This is a genomic window from Gammaproteobacteria bacterium (assembly GCA_022450155.1).
GTDB lineage: Bacteria > Pseudomonadota > Gammaproteobacteria > Arenicellales > UBA868 > REDSEA-S09-B13.
Genome location: JAKUQR010000024.1, coordinates 1 through 24,682 on the forward strand (window position 1 = coordinate 1; position 24,682 = coordinate 24,682).

The following is a 24,682-nucleotide window of genomic DNA, read 5'->3' on the forward strand; positions in this document are numbered from 1 at the left end:
TCAGGGGGAAGAATAGGATTTAATAGTAGTGAGTATAGAAAACTACTACTCACAAGTAGAAGGCAGATTAAAGAAGCCGAGAAGAATATGGATGAAAATACAACTTCTTTTATACCGGGAAACTGGACTAGGACTTATCTAACTCGATTGTCTTTACATTACTTCATCATATTGATGGCTTCCTGTGGGGCAAGGACAGAGGAGATTGTAGGAAGTAAAGGCATCGCACACGGAAGAATAACGGTAGTTGAAAAAGACCCATCGGGAAAGAAACTACCGACAAATGAAAGATACTTGATGCTTGCCGTTAAAGGGAAAACAGGATTGAGAGATGTGTATTGTCGTAATAGTGGCTATCACGCCTACAAGAAGTTTGTAGAAAGATGTTGTCCTAACCATAAGAAGCACGATTTACTATTTCCACATAGCCCAATAGTCGGGTTGAAAAATCTGTTGAATAAAGCCGATTTAAGATATGACAGATGGAATAGAAAACGGGATAGTAAATCCCTACGTCATTATTTTATCGCCTGCCAACTTGCCCGAGGAGATGATGTATGGAGTGTTTCAGTCCAATGTGGAACAAGCCCAGAAGTAATACAGAAACATTATGTCCCAGAAGCAAAAGTCCAACAATACAAAGAAGTAATACTTAATCCCAAGAAAGTAGAGTTGTTATAGAAGTATCTTGGCTATGGATTTCCGTTAGGCCATATATCGTCATAAAGATTAGAAGGTATTAAGATTTAATATATTCAGTAATGCAGATTTCCGAAGATAAATCTTCTCCAATCTGCTCTCCTTCATACCCTCCTATCGTCGGGTATTCAGTCAATCAGGAGTTACACCTCTTTACCCGACTCGGAGAATAGGAGATACTCCTTGAGGAATATTCCTCGTTTATCTGAGTTTCGATATGAAAAATGAAATACCTGTAAAACTCAAATACTCAAAAGTCATTCGTCCTCAGACAAGAAAGACATTTGATACTTATGTGGGTAAACAGACAGGACAAATAACTAGTGTAGAGACTGGGACAGAAAGTAGGGAGTATCGTGTCTTCAGGGAGACGAGAAGTAACATCAAAGGTGTAATCACACAGAGGAAGATACAGATGTATCGGTGGTGGTTTCGGTATCTACAACTTTCGTTGGAGTTAGACAAACTCGATTACACATTTACTGAAAACAGACGGATAAAAGGAACAGATAAAAAGAAGGGATACGATAAGGAGTATCGACACAAGGTTGTCGTCAATCGAAGTCGATATGAAGGGTGGGATCTGGATGAGGTTCTAACATCAAACTTCGACAAATGGTGGAGGGGTCATAGTCATCTATTTGTCGAGACACCGACCAAAACAACAGAAATACTAAAACCAGAAAATATGGTGTTAGAGGATTACTATCGTTATTTCAGGATAGATAGTCGTATGTCGAACACCGACACTATTCAGTCGATGAGACAACATCTGAAATCTAATCGTCGTAGGTCGAGGTGGTCATCCAAATGGACACCGTTGGGTGAGATAAGACAAGAGAAACTATTCAACATCTACAACACGATGATAATGTGGTTACAGGGAATGTCGACAAAGGAAATACTAACAAGTGGATTGTTTAGGACAAGTCGGGGTAGGGAAGTACGATATGAAGTGGATGTGGGTAGTGGTGGTAGGTCTACATTGTTCCGTCGTGGTAGTAAGGTGAACCGAGAACCAATGGAGAAAAGGTCATCAAAAGTAAACTCAGACAGGATGAGAAAAGATTTACTAGAACCAGGTCGACGATTGGTTCTCATCGTATGTGATGGGTATTTTTCTAAACATCCCCGAGGTAAGAGGTATTTTGGAAAGTGAGTTATGAAGTGTCTTTGTATTCACCTTAGAATGACTTTTAGAAGAGATTAGAGACAGGTTAGACAATGGTTAGTGTGTTTGTATCAGTAGGGGGATAAAATACGATACAGACGAATACAGACGATCCAGTAAATACCCCGAAAATAGAAAAACACCTAAAATCAGGGACTTACAGACCTCATATTAGTAAACAAATTAGTAAACATTAGAAAATAGATACATCCAATAATTTCTAAAAAACTAATAGAAACAATGACTTGGAGAGGTGGCAGAGTGGTCGAATGCGGCGGTCTTGAAAACCGTTGACGGGCAACCGTCCGGGGGTTCGAATCCCTCCCTCTCCGCCATGTCTACTTGAGAAGATTCTAATTTTGGATTTCGTCAAATGTTGATTTCTGCCCAATCACTTATGGAAATATACGGGGAAGAGCAGACCCGTATCCTGGACTGTCGATATGTGCTCAGCGACCCCACAGCCGGTATCGGTTCATATCGACAAGGCCATATTCCAGGGTCTATTTACTTGGATCTCAGTGAAAATCTGTCGAGTCCCATCAGAGCTGGAACAGGTCGTCACCCACTACCCGCCGCGGACTCTTTTGCGGAGGCGATAGGCAAGTGGGGGGTGGCAGACGATTCGACGGTGATCGCCTACGACGATGGGCCAGGTGCGATGGCAGCTCGATGCTGGTGGTTGCTGCGCTGGTTCGGTCATCAATCCGTCTATGTACTTGATGGCGGTCTAGACGCTTGGGTCGAGCAAGGAGGACCACTTTTCGATGAGGTTGGGGCGTATCCACCTGCGCAGTTTACCGGTCGGCCGCAACAGAACCACTGGATTGACGCTGATACACTGATGCGGGCTATCGATGATCCAGACCAGTTGATCATTGATGCAAGGGAAAACAAACGATTCCTCGGTTTGGAGGAGCCAATCGACCGCATTGCAGGCCACATGCCCAGCGCTATTAATCGACCATTCCAGCACAATCTTTGGGGTGGTTGCTTCAAATCGGCCAAATCACTCAGGCAGGAATTTGTTGAACTGATCGGTGACGCTCCCCCTAGTCAGGTTATACACAGTTGCGGATCAGGTGTGACTGCCTGTCATAATCTTTTAGCTATGGAGGTAGCTGGGTTATCTGGATCGCGCTTGTACCCGGGATCGTGGAGTGAGTGGATTACAGATCCTTCCCGTCCCATCATCTCGATGATGTGATGCCGGTGTCTATCTGGCGAGAAGCCCGGCCCAGATTGGCAGCACCATGAAGCAGGCGCTGATGCGGTAGGTAGTCGCAGTTAGTTGTCAGTCTATTTCAAGGCAGAAAGAACCTTTTCCATGCTGTCCTTGGCATCGCCGAATAACATCTTGGTTTTATCCCGGTAGAACAAGGGATTATCGACACCCGCGTACCCGGTCGCCATGCTGCGTTTCAATACGATAGTTGTTTTTGACTTCCACACCTCGAGCACAGGCATTCCTGCTATCGGTCCTTCCAGGTCTTCTTGAGCCGATGGGTTAACGATGTCGTTTGCACCAATCACGAGGACCACATCCGTATCCGGAAGATCATCGTTGATTTCATCCATTTCCAGTACGATATCGTAAGGTACTTTTGCCTCCGCAAGGAGAACGTTCATGTGCCCCGGCATCCTGCCAGCAACTGGATGTATGGCAAATCTCACATCGGTATTGTTGCCGCGCAGCACCTTGGTCAGTTCAGATACGGGATGCTGTGCGTGGGCAACCGCCATACCATATCCAGGAACAATAACCACGCTGTTGGCTTCTCGCAGCAAATGAGCGGATTCATTGTGGTTGATCGAAATGACCTGTTGATCGCTAACCGGCGATGAGCTCGCACTGCTTGATGCGCCAAATCCTCCGAGAATAACAGCAAGAAAACGTCGGTTCATGGCGCGACACATGATGTAGCTCAGTATTGCACCACTGCTTCCCACCAGTGCGCCGGTCACAATCAGCAGGTCATTTTCGAGCATAAAGCCGGTTGCTGCGGCGGCCCAACCCGAATAGCTGTTGAGCATCGATATCACAACCGGCATGTCCGCACCGCCGATTGCCATAACCATATGCGCTCCGAATATAAGTGCCAGTACTGTGGCAATAATGAGTGGACTGAGTCCAGTCTCTAGGCCGCTCGCCGAAATAAACTGCCAGCCGAACCACAGACAGGCGAGTCCTATAGCAAGGTTGATTAGGTGCCGGCCGGGGATGGTAAGGGGGTGGCTGTTAATGAGACCCTGAAGTTTTCCGAAAGCAATAACCGACCCGGTAAAGGTCACCGCTCCTATCAATACCCCCAGATAGATTTCAATTTCGTGAATCGTCTTTTCTACACCCGAATATCCAACAGTAGGATCAAGGTAGGTCCCGATGCCGACTAAAACAGCCGCCAGTCCAACAAAGCTGTGCAGCAGCGCGACCAGTTGCGGCATAGCGGTCATTTGAACGCGGGTAGCGACTAGTGTCCCGATCCCGCCCCCAGCCACCATCAGAACGATGATCAGTGTGTAGTTACCCACCGCTGGGTTGCTGACCGTGGCTACGATGGCAATCGTCATCCCCAGGATTCCGAAGAGATTGCCTCGCCGAGCACTTTCCTGGTGGCTCAGCCCGCCAAGGCTGAGGATAAACAATACGCTGGCGGCAATATAGGCTGAGGTGATAATTCCGGCGGACACGGTTAGATATCCCTCCGGAACATTCGCAGCATTCTGTGGGTGACCAGAAACCCGCCACTGATATTGATACTTGCGATCAGTAGGGAAACTGCTGCTAACAGAACGACCATTGATGATCCAGCGTCAATCTTAAGCAGAGCACCGATCACAATAATTCCGCTGATGGCGTTTGTTACGCTCATCAGAGGAGTGTGTAGTGCAGGAGTAACATTCCAGATCACTTGCCACCCGATAAAGATGGCAAGAATAAACACTGTAAAGTGATTCATGAACGAACTGGGCGCAACAGCACCGACACCCAGGATAATCGCCATAACTACACCGAGACTGATCAGGGTGGTGACGGAGTTTTGTTTCTTGGGCGACTCAGCCGAGCCTGTGGTAACACTAGGAGGCGGAGAGGTGGGTTGTTCTACCGGGATCGCAGGTTCGATCTTCGGTGGTGGCCAGGTGATCTCGCCAGAGCGTGTAACCGTCATGGACCGTATAACATCGTCATCCATGTCAAGTTCGATCTGGCCATTTTTTTCTGGACAGATGTCAGTCAGAAGGTGTCGGATGTTGGTTCCGTAAAGCTGACTTGACTGTGCTGGCATTCTGCTGGGAAGGTCGGTATATCCGATCACGCGTACCCCGTTGGCGCTGGTCACCCGGCCAGGCTGGGTGAGTTCACAGTTGCCACCTTGCTCAGCGGCCAGGTCAACAATAACACTACCGTCCTTCATGGAATCTACCATCTCAGCCGTGATTAAACGTGGTGCGGGTTTACCGGGCACAAGGGCTGTAGTGATTATGATGTCCACTTCTTTGGCCTGTTCTGTAAATAGCGCCATCTCCGCAGCAATGAATTCTTCACTCATTGTTTTGGCATAGCCCCCGACCCCGATGCCGTCCTCAGCAAAATTCAGCATTAGAAACTCGGCACCCATGCTCTCAACCTGTTCTTTCACTTCGGGACGGGTATCAAAAGCACGAACGCTCGCACCCATGCTTCCAGCAGCAGCTATGGCAGCGAGTCCTGCTACACCGGCGCCTATCACCAGTATCCGAGCTGGCGGCACCTTGCCGGCGGCGCTGATCTGACCAGCGAAGAATCTGCCAAACTCACCGGCCGATTCTATGATTGCGCGATATCCCGCCACGTTAGCCATAGAACTCAGGGCGTCGAGTTTCTGCGCTCGTGAGATCCTTGGTACGGCGTCCATAGCCAGAACACTTGCTCCGGTATCCGACAGGCGAGACACAAGCTCTGAATTCTGCCCTGGCCATACAAAACAGATTAGGGTCTGTTCTTGGTTGAGAAGTGACGCCTCGTGAAGTCCGAGATCGGGGTGATCGGATGGGGCCCTTACCTTGAGTAGAATATCACTGGATTCCCAAATCTCCTCTGGACTGGTGAGAATCACGGCCCCGCTTTGGGCATACGCAGCATCTGAGAAACTCGCAGCTCTGCCGGCATTGGTTTCGAGTTTAACGTTGAAGCCCAACTGAATCAGGTGGGTGACGACCTCAGGTGTTACTGCTACACGACATTCTTCGGGATAAATTTCTCTGGGTATTCCTATTTGCATGCAGCTAAGTCGCACCTTCTATGTTGTTGCATCTTCTGTAAGATGCCCGCCCGGACACCGAGCACGAATCCGTTGCATTGTGGTGCCAGTGTATAGCCACAATCGATCGACAGGGACGGATCAATAGACACCCGGATACGCAGACAGCGCTAACCATATCGAATCACCAGAAAATCCGGTATCCTTCCCCTTCCGTAATTATAATTCATTCGAACCAGATTTATGGTGGCAGGGTCAGGAGAAATATTTCAGGATCTGAGTGATTGCGCCCGTCGAATTGAAGGGCTCAGGGGGTATCTTTGACTATGACAGTCGAAAAGAGCGTCTCGAGGAAATTCTGCTTCGGTTAGAGGACCCTACACTGTGGGATGATCCCGAAGAGGCGCAGCGCCTCGGGCAGGAAAGAGCCAGACTCGAAGAAACAGTGGGGCAGCTGGACGATCTGTCTCGCATGGCCGGTGATTTGCTTGATTTGCTAGAGCTAGCACGACTTGAAGATGATGAGGAAACGATAGAGGAGGTAGCAAAAGAATCTGAGGAGGTCAAACAGAAACTGGAGAAGCTTGAGTTTCGGAGAATGTTTTCCGGCGAGGCGGATGAAGCCAGCGCGTTTGTAGATATCCAGGCGGGTTCTGGAGGAACCGAGGCGCAAGACTGGGCAGAAATGCTTCTTCGAATGTATTTGCGCTGGTCAGAATCAGGTCGATACTCGGTAGAATTGGTTGAAAAGTCAGAGGGCGAGGTTGCCGGTATCAAAAGCGCGACCATCCATGTCAGTGGCGAGTATGCTTATGGTTATCTCAGAACCGAAACCGGTGTTCACAGGTTGGTCAGAAAATCCCCTTTTGATTCCGGAAACCGGCGGCATACGTCATTTGCCTCTGTGTTTGTCTATCCAGAGGTGGATGACCGATTTGAGATCGAAATCAATTCTGCAGACCTTCGAATCGATACTTATAGGGCAAGCGGTGCGGGTGGACAACATGTGAATAGGACTGATTCTGCGGTCCGGATTACTCATCTTCCCAGTGGGATTGTTGTGCAATGTCAGAATGATCGCTCTCAGCATCGTAATAGGGCAGAAGCCATGTCAATGCTGAAATCACGGCTTTACGAGGCCGAGATGCGTGCGCGGCAGGTGGAGCAGCAGAAACTGGAGGATTCTAAAGCGGATATAGGGTGGGGCAGTCAGATAAGGTCCTATGTTCTGGATCAATCTAGAATCAAAGACCTGCGTACGGGCGTGGAAACCGGTAATACGCAGGCGGTGTTAGACGGTGAGATTGGGCAATTTATCGAAGCGAGTTTAAAGGCTGGTCTATAAAGGTATTGAAGAGATAGAAACATGGTAAACGACATACATGACCAGACCGTACAGAGGAAGGAGAAGCTGTCCAGGTTGCGCCAGCAGGGAAATCCGTACCCTAATGATTTCCGTCGAGACAGCTGTGCAAAGGATGTACTTGAGCAGTGCGAAAAACTCAGCTCTGAACAACCCGAAACAAGAGGTGGCGAGGTTAAGTTGGCTGGACGGCTTATCTCCAAGCGTATTATGGGCAAGGCCAGTTTCGCTCATATTCAGGATGAGTCGGGCAGAATCCAATTGTATGCGCAGCGTGACCGGTTGCCTGATGGACAATACAACGATTCGTTCAAGAAGCTTGATATTGGAGATATCATTGGCGTCGTCGGTAAACCATTTATAACAAAGACGGGTGAGTTGACGATAGAGTTGTCTCAGTTTCAACTGTTGGTTAAATCGTTACATCCGCTGCCCGAAAAATATCATGGGCTGACGAACGTAGAAATTCGCTATCGTCAGAGGTATGTGGATTTACTGGTCAGCGAAGCTTCACGTGAAGTATTCCGTAAGCGGACAGCGACCGTCAGGTCGCTTCGCAAATTTTTAGATGATCGGGGCTACATCGAAATCGAATCGCCGATCATGCAGGCTATCCCAGGTGGTGCAAATGCGAAACCCTTCGTCACCCATCACAATGCGCTCGATCGGGATCTTTACCTGAGGGTCGCCCAGGAACTCTACATTAAGCGCTGCCTGGTTGGGGGCTTTGAACGAGTTTACGAATTGAACCGGAATTTCCGTAACGAGGGGTTGAGTACTCAGCACAATCCAGAGTTCACGATGCTTGAATACAACGAAGCCTATCTTGATTACATCGACTACATGGATTTGACCGAGGAAATGCTCAGAATGGTTGCCCAGAACGTCAACGGCACCACAAAGCTTGAATATGAAGGGCACAGTATCGACCTCGCTCAGCCTTTTGAAAGGCTGAGCATGTGTGAGGCTATCCTGCGGTATAACCCGAAATTATCCAGCGCTGATCTTACAGATCAAAATTCGTTGGCAAGCATACTGGCAACGCATGATCTTGAGGTCGATTCCGATTTGTCAGTGGGCAAGATGTTGATGCTGCTGTTCGAGGAGACCGTAGAGGATCACCTCATACAGCCTACCTATATAACTGGCTACCCGGAGGTAGTGTCACCGCTGTCCCGCCGCAATGACCATGATTCTTCCCTGACTGACCGGTTTGAGCTGTTTGTAGTGGGGCGGGAACTGGCTAACGGTTTTTCAGAGTTAAATGACGCGGAAGATCAAGCAACACGGTTTGAGCGGCAAGCCGCAGCAAAGTCGTCTGGGGATGAAGAAGCCATGTTTTTTGACCAGGACTACATCACAGCGCTGGAGTATGGTTTGCCACCCAACGCAGGCGGCGGACTCGGTGTTGACCGTTTTGTAATGCTGTTGACGGGGTGTTCATCGATCAGGGATGTGCTGTTGTTCCCTCACTTGCGATCTGACAGCAACAATTAGTGCGCTTTGATCTGTCCTTCTGATGCTGCTCTGATTGCCTGCGAGTCGCCATGATCCGGCCACTAGAACTGTTGATTGGGTTACGCTATACCCGGGCTAAAAGGCGCAATCATTTTATCTCCTTTATCTCGCTGACCTCGATTATCGGAATTGCGATCGGAGTATGGGCATTGATCACTGTTCTATCAATCATGAACGGCTTCGAAAGAGAACTAAGAGAAAGGATACTCTCCGTCGCATCACATGTGACTGTGAGTGGGCAGAACGGATGGCTTAATGAACAGGAAACAGTCAACCGCGAAATCAACAAACAAACGGAGATCCTGGCTTCGGCACCTTTTATTCTCGGTCAGGGCCTTTTGATGGGAGGTCGAATGGTCAAAGGTGCTTTGATTCGGGGCGTGCTGCCTGCACAGGAGGCTGGCGTTTCCAATTTGTCCGAGAACCTAAAACAAGGAAACTGGAATGCCCTCGAGTCTGGAAAATGGCAGATTGTTCTCGGATCCGAACTCGCCCGACAGCTTGGTGTTTCGGTGGGGCAGAAAGTAACTCTGGTTGCTCCGAAGGGTCAGATTACTCCAGCGGGGCTTTTACCCAGGCTTAAACGATTTACCGTTGCGGGAATCTTTGAACTCGGTATGTACGAGCACGATAGCGGTCTGGCGATTCTGCATCTAGATGACGCGAGTCGGCTATTCAAGACGGGGGCCTCAGTTAGCGGTTTGCGGTTGAAACTTCCGGACCTATACGACGCGCCCCGAATAAGAGATCAGCTTTCCAGAGCTCTGGGAGAGACGTACCGCGTAACTGACTGGACAATCCAGCACATCAATCTTTTCCGGGCGATAAAAATAGAGCGGCGGGTGATGTTCATCATTTTGCTGCTGATCGTTGCTGTAGCTGCATTCAATATCGTGTCTACTCTGGTCATGCTGGTGACTGATAAGCGCTCGGATATGGCTATTTTGCGAACCCTGGGATTGGGACCTCCTAGGGTGATGGCTATATTTATGATTCAGGGCACATTGATCGGCCTTGTCGGGACACTTATCGGCGGTGTCTCGGGCGTAATAACAGCTTTAAATGTAGAAACGCTGGTTCCCTGGCTGGAAAGTATGTTTGGTGTCGAGTTCTTTCCGTCAAGCGTATACGTGATCACCGATTTTCCTGCCCAGCTGAAGTGGGAAGATGTCTATCAGATAATTTCTATTTCGTTTGTCTTGAGTGTGGTCGCAACGTTGTACCCTGCGTGGAGGGCTGCGAAAACTGATCCGGCTGAGGTATTGCGATATGAGTAACCTCACTAGCCCGATCCTGGAGTGTGTCGGGTTGTACAAATCGTTTACAGAGGCAGGCGCCCTGGTTCAAGTGCTTAGCGGCGTCAACCTGACTGTAGCGGCAGGTGAAACTGTTGCGATTGTCGGCACGTCGGGCAGCGGGAAGAGTACCTTTATGCACTTACTGGGTGGGCTGGACAAACCAACACAGGGCAGCGTTGAATTATGTGGCCAGTCACTGACTGGTCTGAGTGAAAAGGCTATCGGGTTGCTTCGGAACCGGTCGCTTGGATTTGTCTATCAGTTTCATCATCTCTTACCGGAGTTTTCCGCTCTGGAAAACGTTGCAATGCCGTTATTGATTCGTGGTGAAACTCACACTTCAGCGTTGTCTCATGCGTCACTGTTATTGGGAAAGGTGGGTTTAAAGGCACGAGAACATCATAAACCAAGCGAACTCTCTGGCGGAGAACGGCAGCGAACCGCTGTAGCCCGCGCGCTCGTTGGCCAACCCGACTGCGTCCTGGCCGACGAGCCAACAGGGAATCTTGATTACGAGACAGCAAAGTCAGTTCAAGAGCTTTTTCTCACTCTCAATAATGAGTTTGGTACGAGTCTTGTCATGGCTACCCATGACCTTGGGTTAGCGCAGAAACTCGATCATACCTACAAATTGGCGAACGGAATCCTGCAGAAAATTTCTAGTTAGGCGACAGCTTGATTGCTTACCGATATTCACTAGAATGTAAACAGCAAAGATCAAGGACGATATCAGCAGGCAAGGATGCCTCGAATTTTTACCATTGCATTGGGCTATACAGCCGGCGCGCTGCTTATTCACCTGTGCGCTACAGTGACAGACCTCTTGTGGGCTTGTTGTGTAGTCTGTTTATTCCTAGTTGTAACAAGACGATGGTCTCGTTATCTGATTTGTATTGGTTTCGGTATTTTGTGGGCCACAGCCTATGTGCAATACCAACTCGATAAACGTCCCGATGCTCAATTCTTAAACCAGCCAGTTACAGCTGTCGGAGTAATAGACAGTATCCCGATTGTTAGAGCGAATCACACACAATTCGACTTTAATCTCGACCGCCTGACTGTTGGGACAGTCACAGGAGCCAGTCGGAGTAAGGTTCGCCTGCGATGGTATGGCGATCGACCGTTACTCGAGCCAGGGCAGAGGTGGCAGCTACAGATTAAGCTAAAGCCTGTTCGTGGGTATCGTAACGCAGGTACCCATGATCGGGAGTTGTTCTATTTCAGAAATCACATTCAGGCAACAGGTTATGTGTATAAAACAACCCCACTCCTGTTGGGAAAAGATGACTCATGGGACATTGTCCTGTTTCTCCGTCATCGTCTCCGGCTAAAGATTCAAGAAGCATTGGGAGGACAGCCCAGTCTAGGCATTATCTCGGCACTTGCTATTGGCGAGCGTTCAGGGATTTCCGCGGAACAATGGGAGATATTTCGAATGTCCGGCATAGGGCATTTGATGGCGATTTCTGGTTTGCACGTCGGTCTTGCGAGTCTTTTTGGTTGCCTCTTTATTAGATTACTATGGTGTGTAGGTCTGTTGTCGAGCGTAAAGACTCCACGCTCGCACCTGGTATCAGCGGGAGGCTTTCTGTTCGGGTTGGCTTATGCAGCTTTATCAGGTTTCCCACTCCCCACGGTAAGGGCGTTGACGATGTTATCGACGTATACAATTGTAGGTGCCTTGGCTAACCGGCTCCATCGACCTGAAGTATTCCTTGGGCTTGCTATGCTAGCGGTGGGCATACTGAATCCAATAGACGTGAGTTCCGCTGGGTTCTGGTTGTCCTTTGTGGCGGTATGGATAATCTTCCGTACGCATAAAGTTTATCGCGATAAATATCCGACATTGGGTCGCCCATCAACGGGTAGCGGGTCTATTAGGTGGGCGGTTCGCGATTACGTATTCACCTTATGTGTTATCCAACTTGCTTTGTTTATTGGTTTGCTGCCCCTGCAGGCTCTGTTTTTTGGAAATATCTCTTTCGTCTCACCTTTTGTAAATCTGTTTTATGTCCCACTGTTTGGGCTGTTGGTTGTACCACTGGTTCTGAGTGGCTGCTTTGCCTTGGTCTTTATTGATGAGTCGATTGGTGGAGGACTGTTAGTCGCCAGTGGCTGGCTGGTAACCCGGCTCATGGAGCCGCTGGCCGAACTTGATCAGTTCTATTTTTCGACTCTCGATCTGTCGAATAACCATCAACAACTCATCGTTCTGGGAATGTTGGTAGGCACGGGCATGTATGTAAAAAAGCTTCGTCTAATCCTTGTCATAATTGTAACGGTGATTCTATTGGCCAGCTCAACGCTCGCTTCTGTCCTTGGAGATCGTGAAGTACGGATGCGTGTCTTAGACATTGGTCAGGGGCTGGCGGTGCTGATTCAAACACGTGATCACGCCATGTTGTTTGATACCGGGCCAAGCTTTGGACAGTTCAGTACAGGGGAGCGAGTGTTATTACCCGTACTCAGGCGATACGGGGTCACCCGGTTGGATCGGATAATTATTAGCCACGTAGCGTCAGACCATGCGGGAGGACTGGAGGCTATATCAGTGAACGTGGCTGTGGACGATGTTCTGTCCGGGGAAGCTGAGAGACTCAAGGGTAGCCGACGATGTCGCCCTGGAGAGACCTGGTTCTGGAATGAAGTCGAATTCCGGATTTTGTGGCCTGCTGGTAAAGCTCGTCTGTCCTCCAACAATCGATCCTGCGTTGTCCAGGTCATTGCCGGTAATGGACGCATTCTCCTGACTGGGGACATCGAGGTCAAAGCTGAACAGGCTCTAGTCAGAGCCTACGGAACCGAATTACAGTCCTCGGTGCTGGTAGTCCCGCACCATGGATCGAACACCTCATCTACACTATCTTTTCTGGCTACTGTGCGACCGGAAATTGCGGTTGTGAGTGCAGGCTCGCATAATCGCTATGGACATCCCAGCCCAGAGGTAGTCGACCGATATAAACGACTGGGCATCCGCTGGCTTAATACCACGCGATACGGAGAGATCATTGTCAAAAGTGGTGACAAGGGAAACACGGTCCGTACCTGGAGCCAACATCAACGACGTTTCTGGCACGATTAATAGCAAACTCACCTAGATACTCCGAGTGAGCACGTAATTGTCGGTAGAATCAGAACCAGCACAGTAAATCAGGACGCGAGAGGTCCATTGGATGTTCGAACTAATTCGTAGCGGCGGGTGGTTAATGGTACCGATCATTTTGTGTTCGGTGATCTCTGTTGCCATCATTATCGAACGGTTATGGACTTTGAAGAAAGACAGTGTTGCACCCACTGACCTGGTTAGCGACATTGAGCACCTGCTGGAGCAACATCAACTAACCGATGACAGGCTTGAGGAGCTCGAACAGAGTTCGTATCTTGGTCGGATCCTCGTCGCAGGGTTGTCGTTTTCTAATCAGGTACCTACCGATATTCACAGAGCCATCGAGGAGGCCGGTCGGCACGTGGTCCATGAACTTGAAAAATACCTCAATGCGTTAGGCACAATAGCCGCTATAACGCCCCTGTTAGGGCTGCTTGGAACGGTGATTGGGATGATCAAGGTGTTTGCCGCAATTACTGCGGTCGGTGTCGGTAACCCCCAGGTTTTGGCGGGGGGCATCTCAGAAGCGTTGATCACAACCGCGGCAGGTTTATCGGTTGGTATACCAAGTCTCATGTTCCACCGCTATTTCAAGGGAAAAATTAATGAACTCACTGTCGATATGGAGCAACATGCTTTACGACTGTTGAACCTGATGCAAGGGGGACGGAAGTTGTGAGATTCTCCCAGCACCGTGAAGAAGAAGTCGGCATCAGTCTAACGCCGTTGATTGATGTTGTATTCCTGCTGTTGATCTTTTTCATGGTTTCGACGACCTTTTCCAAGGAATCTCAGTTGAATCTGCGGTTGCCCACCAGCGACCTTCCCTTAGAGACAACGCTGGAGGAAGAGGTGATTGTCATCAGTATCTCAGAACAGGGCCAATATGCATTAAAGCGCGGGAGCGATCCGTCTCCCAGGATGTTTAACGGTAATGGTGCAGGGGAGTTGTCCGAGCAGTTGTTAGCCCTTGTCACAGGCTGGAAGGATCCGGTCGTTATCATTCGTGCAGACCGTATGGCAACCCATCAGTCGGTCATGACTGCATTGGATGCTGCTCAGCGAGCTGGCCTTCTTAGGCTGACCTTTTCACTGCAGAAACAACTTTAAGTATCCCAACTCGGTTAACCCATTGAGCAGTCTGCGTATATTTCAGCGACTGCTTGGTTATGTCTGGCCCTATCGACTGGTATTTGTGCTGAGCATAGTCGGCATGGTTTTGGTTGCTGCTGCGGAGACAGGGTTTGCAGCACTTCTGAAACCGATTATGGACGGCGGATTTGTCGAACGCGATGCAGCCATTATCAAGTGGGCGCCAGGCATGCTGATTGTCGTGTTTCTGGTACGTTCGTTCGGATCTTTTGCGGATCAGTACTGTATATCCAGAGTTGCCCGTTATGTTGTCTATGACTTAAGGGCTTTGATGTTCGATCGCATGATCCGACTGCCAAGTCGATATTTTGATCAGCATCCATCGTCACTTCTGGTATCTAAACTTGTTTATGATGTTGAGCAAGTTGCAGTAGCTAGTTCCATGGCAATACGGATATTTATCAAGGACAGTATTTTGTGTATTGGGTTACTGAGCTGGATGTCATATCTGAGCTGGCAACTCACACTGGTGTTTCTTGTTGTCACACCGATTGCCGCATTCATAATGCAAAAAGCAAGCCGACGATTCAGGAAGACAAGTGAAGCCATCCAGCGGTCAATGGGTTGGATAACTCATTCGGCGAAAGAAGCATTCCAAGGGCACCGCGTTGTCAAAGCCTATGGTAGTTACGACCATGAAAATCAAAGATTTGAACAGGCAAATCGTGACAACAGGACGCAGTCTATGCGCAAAGCTCTGGTAGCATCGGTCAGTGTTCCGCTGTTGATATTTTTCGCCAGTGTAACTGTGGCGGTCATTATTTATCTTTCAATGAGTGGAGTCATCAAGTCGCTTGTCAGTCCGGGTACTTTTGTTTCCTATCTTGGTGCGATCCTGCTGTTAATGGGTCCAATCAAGCGGCTAGCCCGGGTAAACGAACACCTCCAGACCGGTGTAGCGGCAGCCGAAAGTGTCTTTGGGGTACTCGACAAATCGATTGAAGAAACTGGCGGCAGCAAGATTACTGACACAATCGTCGGAGACATCGAATTCAAGAATGTCACGTTTCAGTACGAAATGACTGACGACAGTGCATTGAAGGAGGTCTCGTTTCGAATCAACCGCGGTGAGACCGTAGCGCTTGTCGGCGCTTCGGGCAGTGGCAAGACAAGCATTGCCTCTCTACTGCTCGGATTTTATCGGGCTCAGCAAGGCGAAATACTGATCGATGGGACACCAATAGAAGACTATCAAATTGACTTTTTACGTTCCCAAATCGGTTTTGCATCACAAGAGGCAGTGTTGTTTGACGGCTCGATTGAAAGCAACGTGGCTTACTCGGCGGCTCAGATTGATAAGAAGATGCTTGCCGATGTGGTCGAAGCATCCAGAATATCGACCTTTTCTGAAAAGTTGCCGAATTCACTGAAAACGGCTATTGGGGAACAGGGTATTAGGCTTTCCGGCGGGCAAAGGCAGCGGCTGACCATCGCCCGAGCGCTCTACAGGTGTGCGCCGATTCTTATTATGGATGAAGCAACCTCTGCACTGGATAACGTTTCTGAGAGCAAGGTGAAGGAAGGCATCAAGACACTCTCGGCTGAACGAACAGTGCTGATAATTGCGCACCGCTTAAGTACGGTGGTCGAGGCTGACCGGATACTTGTTTTGCAGGACGGCAGACTCGTGGAACAGGGCACACATCCGCAGTTGCTGGAAATGGATGGTCATTATGCCGAACTGCATTTCCGCCAGGAGAGAGGGGAGCTTCAGAGCACGGATCACAATGCCTGATGGGCGCAGTCGCCAAATTGTTACTTAGGTCCTGGTACACCCCGACGTGGGTTACGCCGCTGTTCATACCTGTGAGTGTTCTTTATCGGGCTTTCATGGCGGTTCGAGGGCTGTTGTACCAATCAGGCGTATTTAAGATCCAAGATTTCGATGTACCCATTATTGTGGTCGGTAACCTGACTGTTGGTGGTACGGGTAAGACACCGCTGCTCATTCACCTCTCAAAGGAGTTGATGGCGCACGGATTCAAACCTGGAGTAGTGAGCCGAGGTTACGGAACTAAAGGACCCTATCCGGTCCAGGTTACCTCAAATACGGACGTATTGCGCAGTGGCGATGAACCACTGCTGATCGCCCGTAGCCTCGACGTACCGGTTGTAGTAGATCCGGATCGCGTGAATGCGGTAAGGGAAATCCTAAAAACAGGATCCGTAGATATTGTTCTGTCAGACGATGGTCTCCAGCACACTCGGCTAGGGCGCCAACTGGAGATAGTGGTCATCGATGGTAAGCGTGGACTCGGTAACGGCCTACTACTGCCTGCCGGTCCGCTGCGAGAGCCCCCAAAGCGGCTAAACACCGTCAATGTTGTGGTACGCCATGGAGGCACCCCCAAGCCCGGTGAATCTTCCCTGGAGACGAGTTTAGGGGCTGTGGTCAATATCAACGACGGGCGAGAATCGACTCTGGCATCTTTTGAAGGAAAACAATGTGTGGTCATAACCGCTATCGCGAACCCCGATAGATTTTTTCAGCAGCTGTCGGATGAAGGTCTCCAGTTCGAGTGCGTTGAATTTTCCGATCATTATTACTTTTCTTTCAAAGATCTGAAAAGATACCAAAACTCAACCGTCCTGATGACAGAAAAGGATGCTGTGAAATGTCAAGTTCTGGCCGGACCAGACTGGTGGCAGGTGGGTCAGAACGTCAGGACTGGCGGTCAGGTTGTTGAAACGGTGCTTCAAGTCGCAAAAGCCGGATCGATCGTATGAGTTTTTCCTATCATATTGTGATTCCAGCCCGCTTCGATTCGCAAAGACTGCCTGGAAAACCGTTGCTCGATATCGCAGGGAAACCCCTTATCCAGCGGGTTTACGAATGCGCGCAACAAAGCGACGCTGACTCGATTACCGTTGCTACTGATAACCAGGAGATCTTTGACAGGGTAGAGGCCTTCAGGGGCGTGGTTTACATGACCCGTAAGGATCACCTGAGTGGTACAGACCGCGTTGCAGAGGCAACACAGCTGTTGGGCTTAGCTGAGGATGCCCTTGTGCTCAATCTTCAGGGAGATGAACCCCTGATATCGCCTGTTTTGATCAATCAGGTAGCACAGGCCCTGGTCAACGCACCTGACGTCATGATCTCCAGCGCCTGTTGCCCGATCGAATCTCTAGCAGAGTACCAGGATCCTAATGTTGTGAAAGTCGTCCGAAATCAACGGCGACTTGCTGCGTATTTTTCAAGGGCACCGATCCCTTGGATACGCGATGAAGGATCTTCAGATCGCTCGGGTATGCGTTGGTCAGATGCCTATCGGCACTTGGGCATTTACGCCTATCGTGTGGGTTACCTCACCCGATTTTGTGAACTGCCACCTGCACCTACAGAACTGACCGAAAAACTAGAACAGCTCAGAGCGCTGTGGTATGGCGACGCCATAATGGTGTGTGACGCAAAAGAGATTCCGGGACCGGGGGTAGACACCGCGCAGGATCTTCGCCGAGTTGTCGAGTATTTCGAGTCACTGCCAGCGCAGATTGATAAAAACGACTGATTGACATGGTGATGGGGCCACTCATGGTGGGTGTGGAAGGGCAATCTTTGTCGGCCCAAGAGAACGACTGGCTGGCACACCCATCAGTAGGGGGAGTAATCCTTTTTAGTCGCAATTATGATTGCCCAGCGCAACTCACTGATCTCGTAAGCAGTATAAAGGCCATCAAATCACCGAAGTTGCTGGTTGCAGTGGATCAAGAGGGGGGGCGGGTTCAAAGGTTTGTGGTTGGGTTTACCCCTTTGCCACCGCAACATCAAATTGGTGTGCGTTTCGACAACGATCCCACCGGCGCCGAGGAACTTGCTTGGATTCTTGGACGGGTGATGGGTTTCGAATTAAGAGCAGCCAACATTGATATCAGCTTTGCACCGGTGGTTGACTTATATAGACGCGACAGCAGTGCTATCGGCGACCGCGCGTTTCATTCGGATCCAGATGTGGTAATCCGCTTAGCGGGTCGCTTATGTCGCGGTATGCGGACCTCCGGGATCACATCGATCGCCAAGCATTATCCGGGCCATGGAGGCGTCACAGCTGATTCTCACGTTACACTACCGCTAGATCCCAGGTCGATCGAGGCAATCAGTACCACTGATTTGAAGCCATACAGTGCTTATCGGGAAGTCGGTTTTAAGGGCTTGCTGACCTGTCATGTGATGTATCCAGCGATTGATAATCAACCGGCTACGTTTTCTACTCGATGGATTCAAGAGATTCTTCGCAATGACCTGAAATTTTCAGCCGCTGTATTCAGTGACGACCTAAATATGGCCGCCGCTCGCTCGATCGAGGATATCCACACACGCGTTTTATGCGCGCTTGCAGCCGGTTGCGACATGGTTCTGTTGTGCAACAACACGGCAGATATGGATGCTGTGCTGGAACGAGCCCCATGCCATGTTTCCTCAAACAGTAGATTAAGGCTTGAAGCCCTCTACGGATCGGAGCCGAAGAGTTCGACTCAGAACGAAATTGCAGACTGGCGTGGTCGCCTTGTCAATCTGGACTGAGCTTCTATGCGTCTCTGTCAGCACGTTCGATGTAGTCACCGGTGTCGGTGCTGATCCGAATCTTGTCTCCAGGTTTGACGAATGCAGGTACGGTGACACGTATGCCAGTGTCCACAGTCGCGGGTTTGCCTGATCCCGCAGCTGTCTGTCCTTTTACGACAGTTTCTGTATCAGTGACTGTCACGGTGACAGCCGATGGAAGCTCAATGCCAATCGGATTATTGTTGTAGAAGTTAATCTGGACTTCAGTGTTCGGTATCAAGTAACCTTTCTGTTCCGCGACCTCATCGCCGGCAATATGGAGCTGGTCGTAAGTTTCAAGGTCCATAAACACCAGATCATCTCCTTCTGGATAGAGATACAGCATTTTCCGTGGTTCCACGCGTGCTTTTTCCAACTTCTCGTCAGAACGAAATCGTTCATTCAGTTTCGTGCCGTCCGCAATGGCCTTCATCTCTACTTGAGCGAAGGCTCCGCCTTTGCCGGGCTTGACATGTTCCTTTTTCAAAATTCGCCAAAGACGACCCTGATGTTCAATGAGGTTGCCAACCCTTGCGTCAGATGCTGAAATCTTCATACTGATGATCCTGGAGAATGAGCGACGAGAGTTTAAGGCCTGAAGCGGTAGGCAACAACAGAATCGTTTAGCGGTTATGCCCGATAAACAACCAAAAGCAAGTCAAGACCAGCGGCTAGTTGCATCTAAGTGGTACGATCCCAACTGCCGAGCCTGTCCGCGACTGGCCAGTTATCTTGATGAAACCAAACAGGCTTTCCCTGACTATTTCTGCCGGCCAGTACCATGTTTTGGAGATCGGCGCGCAAAACTATTGATCGTGGGGTTAGCACCCGGAAAGCATGGCGCCAATGCAACAGGACGCCCTTTTACCGGCGACCACGCGGGTGTGCTCCTGTATCGCGTACTTCACCGCTATGGGCTGAGCAGCAAACCTGAATCCACAAAAAGAGGAGATGCATTGCAACTACATGGGTGTAGGATTACAAATGCAGTCAAATGTTTGCCGCCTGGAAACCGACCGATCGGATCGGAGGTTAGAAACTGCATTGGCTTCATTGGCGCTGAGATACAGGATCTTCCAAAAGGCGCTGTCATTCTGGCACTTGGACAAGTTGCACACGATGTTGTGATGCGAGTATTCGAGTTAAAGCTTTCGACTCACAAGTTTAGACATGGTGGAGAGTTGGCACTGCCAGATGATCGAATTCTGTTGTCGAGTTATCACTGCAGCCGCTATAACACGCAAACACGCCGACTTACAGAACAAATGTTCACAACAATAGTAAGCAGAGCCAAGCAACTGTCTGGACTTGTTTGAAATGGACAGCGAGTTTGACGGGAAGGCATTTTGCAAGACCGTGTCTCGGTTGCCCGGCGTTTATGTGATGCTCGGGCACTCATCTGAATGCCTGTATGTTGGTAAAGCAAAACATTTGCGTAACAGGCTTACCAGTTATTTTTCCTCAACCCCCCAGAGTGGGAAGATACAACGAATGCTTTCCAGGGTAGCCAGTATCCAAGTGCACATTACAAAAACAGAGAGTGAGGCGCTACTGTTGGAGAACACCCTGATCAAGGAGCATCGGCCTCGATATAACATTCTGCTAAAAGATGATAAGAGCTACCCGTATATTCGACTTTCCGAAAGCCATGACTATCCCGGACTTTCTCTTTATCGGGGCAGCCTTGACCCGAGAGACAACTATTACGGACCCTTTTCTAGTGCTGCAGCTGTCCGGGAGACCCTGTCGCAAATTCAGAAAATTATACCCGTTCGCCAGTGCCAGGATAGCTACTTCAGAAATCGGAGCCGACCGTGCCTTCAGTACCAGATAAAACGGTGTTCGGCACCGTGTGTCGGCAAAGTCGATCGCTCTACTTATCTTGCTGACGTGGCGGACAGCGTCTTGCTTCTGGAAGGTAAGAATGAAAAACTGGGCACTTTGCTGGAAAGAAAAATGGAGCAATCGGCGGAGAGTCTGGACTATGAATCCGCAGCGAGATATCGGGATCGAATCGCTGCATTGCGCAAAGTGCTAGAAAAACAGTACGTGTCCGGGGGGGCCGCCAATGCAGATATTGTCGTGGCAGTGGGTCGATCTGATCGAGGCTGCGTGTCGGTCATGAGTATTCGGAATGGTCAGAATTTAGGCATGCGCCATTACTTCCAGAAGACATTGCTGGATGAAACGACCAGCGAGATGCTGGCCGCAATATTGCCGCAGTACTACCTCAGAAACCCGATACCCAAAGAATTGATAGTTCATCCGAAAATAGACGGGGTCATAGAACTCACAAGAATATTTTCAGAAAAAGCAGGAAGAAAGGTAATCATTAAATCCAATGTCCGCGACTATCGAGCGCAGTGGTTAGAGATGGCCCTTCTAAATACGACTGAGAACTTGGACCGCCACCTCGCAAGCAAGGATGCGTACACGACTCGCCTGAAACAGTTGTCGACAGCGTTAGGCCTGGCAGTTGATCCAGTTCGCCTGGAGTGTTTTGATATCAGCCATACTGCCGGTGAAGCCACTGTTGGCGCCTGCGTGGTTTTTGATGCTGAAGGACCGGTCTCATCACAGTACCGTCGATTCAATATGAAGAGCGTTGAGGCGGGCGATGACTATGGCGCCATGCGGGAAGTGCTTCAGAGACGTTACAGGAAAGTTGTAGAGAATCAGGAAGCATTACCGGATCTGGTACTGGTTGACGGGGGTAAGGGTCAGTACCGGATTGCGCATGAGGTTTTGAACGAATTGTTATTGGGGGATATTCCGATCGTGGCAGTCGCAAAAGGGCGGGACCGAAAACCTGGAAACGAAAAACTCTATATATCCCGGCGAAACTCGGTGCTGTCGTTGCCAGGCAGTTCGGCTGGACTTCACCTAATACAACAAATTAGAGACGAAGCGCATCGGTTTGCAATAACCGGTCATCGGCAACGACGTGCTAAGAGGCGGACTTATTCGACCCTCCAGGATGTGCCCGGAATCGGTGCCATTCGCCGCAGAGCATTGCTGAAATATTTTGGTGGCCTCCAGCAGTTAAAGCGGGCGCCCGTTGAAGATCTGATCAAGGTAGCCGGGATCAGTAATTCACTGGCAGAAAAGATTTATCATTTCCTTAGACAGGACTGACCTTACATGTCCTGGACCATTCCAAATCTATTGACCTTGTTGCGGGTCGGATTGATTCCCGTGCTGGTTTTGATGTACTACCTGCCCATCAGCGGAATATACGTGGCTGGTGTTTTCTTGCTGGCCGGATTGACCGACCTGCTAGACGGGTATCTGGCTCGTACGCTGGCGCAAACTTCCCGGTTCGGTGAGTTTCTGGATCCGGTCGCAGACAAACTTATGGTTGCAGTAGTGCTGGTTTTACTTGTGAGTGATGATATTTTGGTATCTGAGTTGTTCAGCTCACAGCTGTTTACGGTAGTCACGGCGATTGTGGTCGGGAGGGAAATTGCTGTTTCGGCACTGCGAGAGTGGATGGCCGAACTGGGCAATCGAGGCGTGGTGGCAGTTGGATTTGTCGGAAAAATTAAAACCGCCTCCCAGATTATTGCGATCGCACTATTGTTGATGGGCCCTGAAGTTGACATCTTCCCAGTGTTGATATGTGGTGAGCTATTATTTTACGTTGCAGGAGGGCTCACGTTATGGTCAATGGTGGTGTACCTGAGGGCAGCATGGCCCGATCTCCGGGGGCGCTGATTGCGCCAGCCTTGGCGCGGGGCGATGCTGGTCACTACCTCATCCAAATTTGCGGCTCACAGACGCTCCAGAACTTGATACTACTGAATAAACGACATTGCGGGGTACAGCGTAAAGCCTGACTGCTGTAAAATGTCTCGCCAAGCAGCGGGAATAGCTCAGTTGGTAGAGCACAACCTTGCCAAGGTTGGGGTCGCGAGTTCGAGTCTCGTTTCCCGCTCCAAATACTTTGTTTCATGGCGCTCCCTTTGGGGGCAATGCCATAAAGCAGGTCACTTACAGATCAAGACCCGAAATCGCTCTGACCAGCTGATCAGGGAATTGTGGATGCACCGCATCGTGGTCTTGGTATTGGCATCTCCAGCCAGCTCTGCGACCACTGGCAACGAGTCACGTTCAGCAGATAACTAATAAAACTGTGCCGGAATCCGAGCGGATTCGGTTTTAAGGGAAAGCCGCATGACCGAGCTGACTGTCTTCAAGGATGAACGCAAACGGGCGTTCCTGAACGCGGAAGGGGCGGACAAGCCCTTGAAAAGTCCTGTGCCTGGCTCGATCCTGGACTGCGCGCGGGCATATCGTTTGCAACGCTTTCGCGATGAGATGGCGCGACAGGATGTGGCCGGATTGTTGCTGTATGACCCGGTGAACATCCGCTACGCGTTTGATTGTTCCAATATGTCGATATGGACTGCGCACAACCCGATCCGCTACGCGCTGGTCCTGAACGGTGGGCCTGGCATCATGTTTGAATTCAAGGGCTGTGAGCACCTGAATGACGGACTGCCGGGAGTGGACGAGGTGCGTACCGCGATCGGCTGGATGTTTATGTGCGCAGGTGACCGAGCCAAGGAGCGGCTGGTACCCTGGGCCGATGAAATCTCTGATTTGATTAGCCTATATGGTCGCGGCAATACCCGGCTGGGGGTCGATCGGCTAGAGCCTGAAGGCGTGCATTCACTTACCGAACGCGGGGTGCAAGTGATCGACGGCGGACAGATCACCGAGCTGGCACGGTCTATCAAATCCGCCGATGAAATCGAACTGATGCGCTGGACGATCCAAGTGTGCGAGGCCGGCATAGCCCGGATCTATGAGCATTCGGTGGCGGGGGTAACGGAGCAGGAGTTGTGGGCGCACTTGCACTTTGAGAATGCTCGGTCAGGCGGGGAATGGCTGGAAACGAAGCTGCTGACCTGCGGGCCGAATACGAACCCGTGGTACAAGGAGTGTTCGATCCGAGAATGTCAGTCGGGCGAGATGATTTCGTTCGACACCGATATGATTGGACCCTATGGATACTGTGCGGATTTATCTAGGAGTTGGACTTGCGGTTACCTGCCGATGGATGATACACAGAAGCAGCTCTATGTGGCGGCACGTGATCAGATCGAACACAATCTGGCATTGCTGGAGCCGGGGTTGAGCTTTTCCGAGTTCAACGCGAAAAGCTGGCCGGTTCCTGATGCTTACGCGCCCTATCGTTACTCGCTGGCAGCACATGGCGTAGGTATGGCCGATGAGTGGCCCGTGGTGCCGTTACATCCTGATTTCGAGGAGGCCCATTCCGGGCAGTTCGAAGAAGGCATGGTGATTTGCGTGGAGAGTCTGATCGGGGAACAAGGCAGTGAGAGCATAAAGTTGGAGACCCAGGTGCTGATCACGGCGGACGGCTATGAACGGCTGGACAGCTTTCCCTGGGAGATGTGAAGGCGCGAGGTGTAGCGAATCATGGCTATTTCACGAAGTGCTTGGAGGACTAGCCTATAATGGCAGGCTCGAAGAGTGGTTGACCTGCCTTGCCAAGGTGACTGTCGCGAGTTCGAGTCTCGTTTCCCGCTCTAAACTTTCTTCAAGCGATCAAGTTGCTATCC

Annotated in this window: 20 protein-coding genes and 2 tRNA genes; 19 read left to right on the forward strand and 3 right to left on the reverse strand. The window is 50.1% G+C overall.

Features of this window, described 5'->3' with window-relative positions:
* The 3 genes from MK323_12015 to MK323_12025 all read left to right on the forward strand — a co-directional run.
* Positions 1-681, forward strand: a 681-nt coding sequence (locus MK323_12015) for a hypothetical protein (GenBank protein MCH2482877.1), incomplete at its 5' end; no start/stop codon positions are given.
* Positions 682-2,117: 1,436 nt separating this feature from the next.
* Positions 2,118-2,205, forward strand: a tRNA-Ser gene (locus MK323_12020).
* A gap of 38 nt (positions 2,206-2,243) precedes the next feature.
* Positions 2,244-3,077 carry a sulfurtransferase gene (locus MK323_12025; protein ID MCH2482878.1) on the forward strand — a complete coding sequence of 278 codons (834 nt, stop codon included), beginning with the start codon at positions 2,244-2,246 and terminating at the stop codon, positions 3,075-3,077.
* Positions 3,078-3,169: 92 nt separating this feature from the next.
* Here MK323_12025 and pntB read toward each other — a convergent pair whose 3' ends face one another.
* The gene (pntB, locus tag MK323_12030; GenBank protein ID MCH2482879.1) at positions 3,170-4,561 is read right to left on the reverse strand and encodes a Re/Si-specific NAD(P)(+) transhydrogenase subunit beta; all 1,392 of its coding nucleotides are present in this window, start codon (positions 4,559-4,561) and stop codon (positions 3,170-3,172) included.
* A gap of 2 nt (positions 4,562-4,563) precedes the next feature.
* Positions 4,564-6,132 (reverse strand): Re/Si-specific NAD(P)(+) transhydrogenase subunit alpha, encoded by a 1,569-nt coding sequence (locus MK323_12035; GenBank protein ID MCH2482880.1) that lies wholly within the window; start codon positions 6,130-6,132, stop codon positions 4,564-4,566.
* A gap of 222 nt (positions 6,133-6,354) precedes the next feature.
* Here MK323_12035 and prfB point away from each other — a divergent pair.
* The 11 genes from prfB (at position 6,355) to nagZ (ending at position 19,073) form a co-directional block, all read left to right on the forward strand.
* Positions 6,355-7,456, forward strand: a protein-coding gene (prfB, locus tag MK323_12040; GenBank protein MCH2482881.1) for a peptide chain release factor 2 whose coding sequence is annotated in 2 segments (ribosomal slippage) — positions 6,355-6,432 and positions 6,434-7,456 — 1,101 coding nt in all. Because the reading frame shifts where the segments join, the coding sequence is not laid out codon by codon here.
* Positions 7,457-7,477: 21 nt separating this feature from the next.
* A complete protein-coding gene (lysS, locus tag MK323_12045; GenBank protein ID MCH2482882.1) occupies positions 7,478-8,971 on the forward strand; it encodes a lysine--tRNA ligase in 1,494 nt (497 codons plus the stop codon).
* 50 nt (positions 8,972-9,021) lie between these two features.
* Positions 9,022-10,269: a lipoprotein-releasing ABC transporter permease subunit gene (locus MK323_12050; protein MCH2482883.1), complete on the forward strand. Its 1,248-nt coding sequence runs from the start codon at positions 9,022-9,024 to the stop codon at positions 10,267-10,269.
* Positions 10,262-10,957, forward strand: a complete 696-nt coding sequence (locus MK323_12055) for an ATP-binding cassette domain-containing protein (GenBank protein MCH2482884.1) — start codon at positions 10,262-10,264, stop codon at positions 10,955-10,957. The genes MK323_12050 and MK323_12055 overlap by 8 nt, the downstream gene beginning before the upstream one ends.
* 75 nt (positions 10,958-11,032) lie before the next feature.
* Complete coding sequence (locus MK323_12060; GenBank protein ID MCH2482885.1) at positions 11,033-13,372, forward strand: DNA internalization-related competence protein ComEC/Rec2; 2,340 nt, start codon at positions 11,033-11,035, stop codon at positions 13,370-13,372.
* A 91-nt stretch (positions 13,373-13,463) separates the two neighbouring features.
* The gene (locus MK323_12065) at positions 13,464-14,075 is read left to right on the forward strand and encodes a MotA/TolQ/ExbB proton channel family protein (GenBank protein ID MCH2482886.1); all 612 of its coding nucleotides are present in this window, start codon (positions 13,464-13,466) and stop codon (positions 14,073-14,075) included.
* Entirely contained in the window at positions 14,072-14,506 is a 435-nt protein-coding gene (locus MK323_12070) for a biopolymer transporter ExbD (GenBank protein ID MCH2482887.1), read from the forward strand. The genes MK323_12065 and MK323_12070 overlap by 4 nt, the downstream gene beginning before the upstream one ends.
* 22 nt (positions 14,507-14,528) lie before the next feature.
* Complete coding sequence (msbA, locus tag MK323_12075) at positions 14,529-16,283, forward strand: lipid A export permease/ATP-binding protein MsbA (protein ID MCH2482888.1); 1,755 nt, start codon at positions 14,529-14,531, stop codon at positions 16,281-16,283.
* Entirely contained in the window at positions 16,283-17,275 is a 993-nt protein-coding gene (gene lpxK, locus MK323_12080) for a tetraacyldisaccharide 4'-kinase (protein MCH2482889.1), read from the forward strand. The genes msbA and lpxK overlap by 1 nt, the downstream gene beginning before the upstream one ends.
* Positions 17,272-18,060 (forward strand): 3-deoxy-manno-octulosonate cytidylyltransferase, encoded by a 789-nt coding sequence (kdsB, locus tag MK323_12085; GenBank protein MCH2482890.1) that lies wholly within the window; start codon positions 17,272-17,274, stop codon positions 18,058-18,060. The genes lpxK and kdsB overlap by 4 nt, the downstream gene beginning before the upstream one ends.
* A gap of 5 nt (positions 18,061-18,065) precedes the next feature.
* Positions 18,066-19,073 (forward strand): beta-N-acetylhexosaminidase, encoded by a 1,008-nt coding sequence (gene nagZ, locus MK323_12090; protein ID MCH2482891.1) that lies wholly within the window; start codon positions 18,066-18,068, stop codon positions 19,071-19,073.
* Between the two features lie 4 nt (positions 19,074-19,077).
* On the opposite strand, the gene efp is transcribed toward nagZ, so the two are convergent.
* Positions 19,078-19,650, reverse strand: coding sequence for an elongation factor P (efp, locus tag MK323_12095; protein MCH2482892.1), 573 nt, complete (start codon positions 19,648-19,650; stop codon positions 19,078-19,080).
* 76 nt (positions 19,651-19,726) lie between these two features.
* Between efp and MK323_12100 the strand changes: the two genes are divergently transcribed.
* The 5 genes from MK323_12100 to MK323_12120 all read left to right on the forward strand — a co-directional run bounded on the left by MK323_12100 (position 19,727) and on the right by MK323_12120 (position 24,518).
* Positions 19,727-20,410 carry a uracil-DNA glycosylase gene (locus tag MK323_12100; protein ID MCH2482893.1) on the forward strand — a complete coding sequence of 228 codons (684 nt, stop codon included), beginning with the start codon at positions 19,727-19,729 and terminating at the stop codon, positions 20,408-20,410.
* 1 nt (position 20,411) lies between these two features.
* A complete protein-coding gene (uvrC, locus tag MK323_12105; GenBank protein ID MCH2482894.1) occupies positions 20,412-22,229 on the forward strand; it encodes an excinuclease ABC subunit UvrC in 1,818 nt (605 codons plus the stop codon).
* Positions 22,230-22,235: 6 nt separating this feature from the next.
* Positions 22,236-22,808, forward strand: a complete 573-nt coding sequence (pgsA, locus tag MK323_12110) for a CDP-diacylglycerol--glycerol-3-phosphate 3-phosphatidyltransferase (GenBank protein ID MCH2482895.1) — start codon at positions 22,236-22,238, stop codon at positions 22,806-22,808.
* A gap of 147 nt (positions 22,809-22,955) precedes the next feature.
* Positions 22,956-23,031 (forward strand) — tRNA-Gly (locus MK323_12115).
* A 236-nt stretch (positions 23,032-23,267) separates the two neighbouring features.
* Positions 23,268-24,518, forward strand: a complete 1,251-nt coding sequence (locus MK323_12120) for a Xaa-Pro peptidase family protein (protein ID MCH2482896.1) — start codon at positions 23,268-23,270, stop codon at positions 24,516-24,518.
* The last annotated feature ends 164 nt before the right edge of the window (positions 24,519-24,682 follow it).

Coding starts and splice junctions, on each gene's coding strand:
- MK323_12025 (MCH2482878.1), top strand. CDS start 2,244: ATGTTGATTTCTGCCCAATCACTTATGGAAATATACGGGGAAGAGCAG.
- MK323_12035 (MCH2482880.1), bottom strand. CDS start 6,132: ATGCAAATAGGAATACCCAGAGAAATTTATCCCGAAGAATGTCGTGTA.
- lysS (MCH2482882.1), top strand. CDS start 7,478: ATGGTAAACGACATACATGACCAGACCGTACAGAGGAAGGAGAAGCTG.
- MK323_12050 (MCH2482883.1), top strand. CDS start 9,022: ATGATCCGGCCACTAGAACTGTTGATTGGGTTACGCTATACCCGGGCT.
- MK323_12055 (MCH2482884.1), top strand. CDS start 10,262: ATGAGTAACCTCACTAGCCCGATCCTGGAGTGTGTCGGGTTGTACAAA.
- MK323_12060 (MCH2482885.1), top strand. CDS start 11,033: ATGCCTCGAATTTTTACCATTGCATTGGGCTATACAGCCGGCGCGCTG.
- MK323_12065 (MCH2482886.1), top strand. CDS start 13,464: ATGTTCGAACTAATTCGTAGCGGCGGGTGGTTAATGGTACCGATCATT.
- lpxK (MCH2482889.1), top strand. CDS start 16,283: ATGGGCGCAGTCGCCAAATTGTTACTTAGGTCCTGGTACACCCCGACG.
- kdsB (MCH2482890.1), top strand. CDS start 17,272: ATGAGTTTTTCCTATCATATTGTGATTCCAGCCCGCTTCGATTCGCAA.
- nagZ (MCH2482891.1), top strand. CDS start 18,066: ATGGTGATGGGGCCACTCATGGTGGGTGTGGAAGGGCAATCTTTGTCG.
- efp (MCH2482892.1), bottom strand. CDS start 19,650: ATGAAGATTTCAGCATCTGACGCAAGGGTTGGCAACCTCATTGAACAT.
- MK323_12100 (MCH2482893.1), top strand. CDS start 19,727: ATGCCCGATAAACAACCAAAAGCAAGTCAAGACCAGCGGCTAGTTGCA.
- uvrC (MCH2482894.1), top strand. CDS start 20,412: ATGGACAGCGAGTTTGACGGGAAGGCATTTTGCAAGACCGTGTCTCGG.
- pgsA (MCH2482895.1), top strand. CDS start 22,236: ATGTCCTGGACCATTCCAAATCTATTGACCTTGTTGCGGGTCGGATTG.
- MK323_12120 (MCH2482896.1), top strand. CDS start 23,268: ATGACCGAGCTGACTGTCTTCAAGGATGAACGCAAACGGGCGTTCCTG.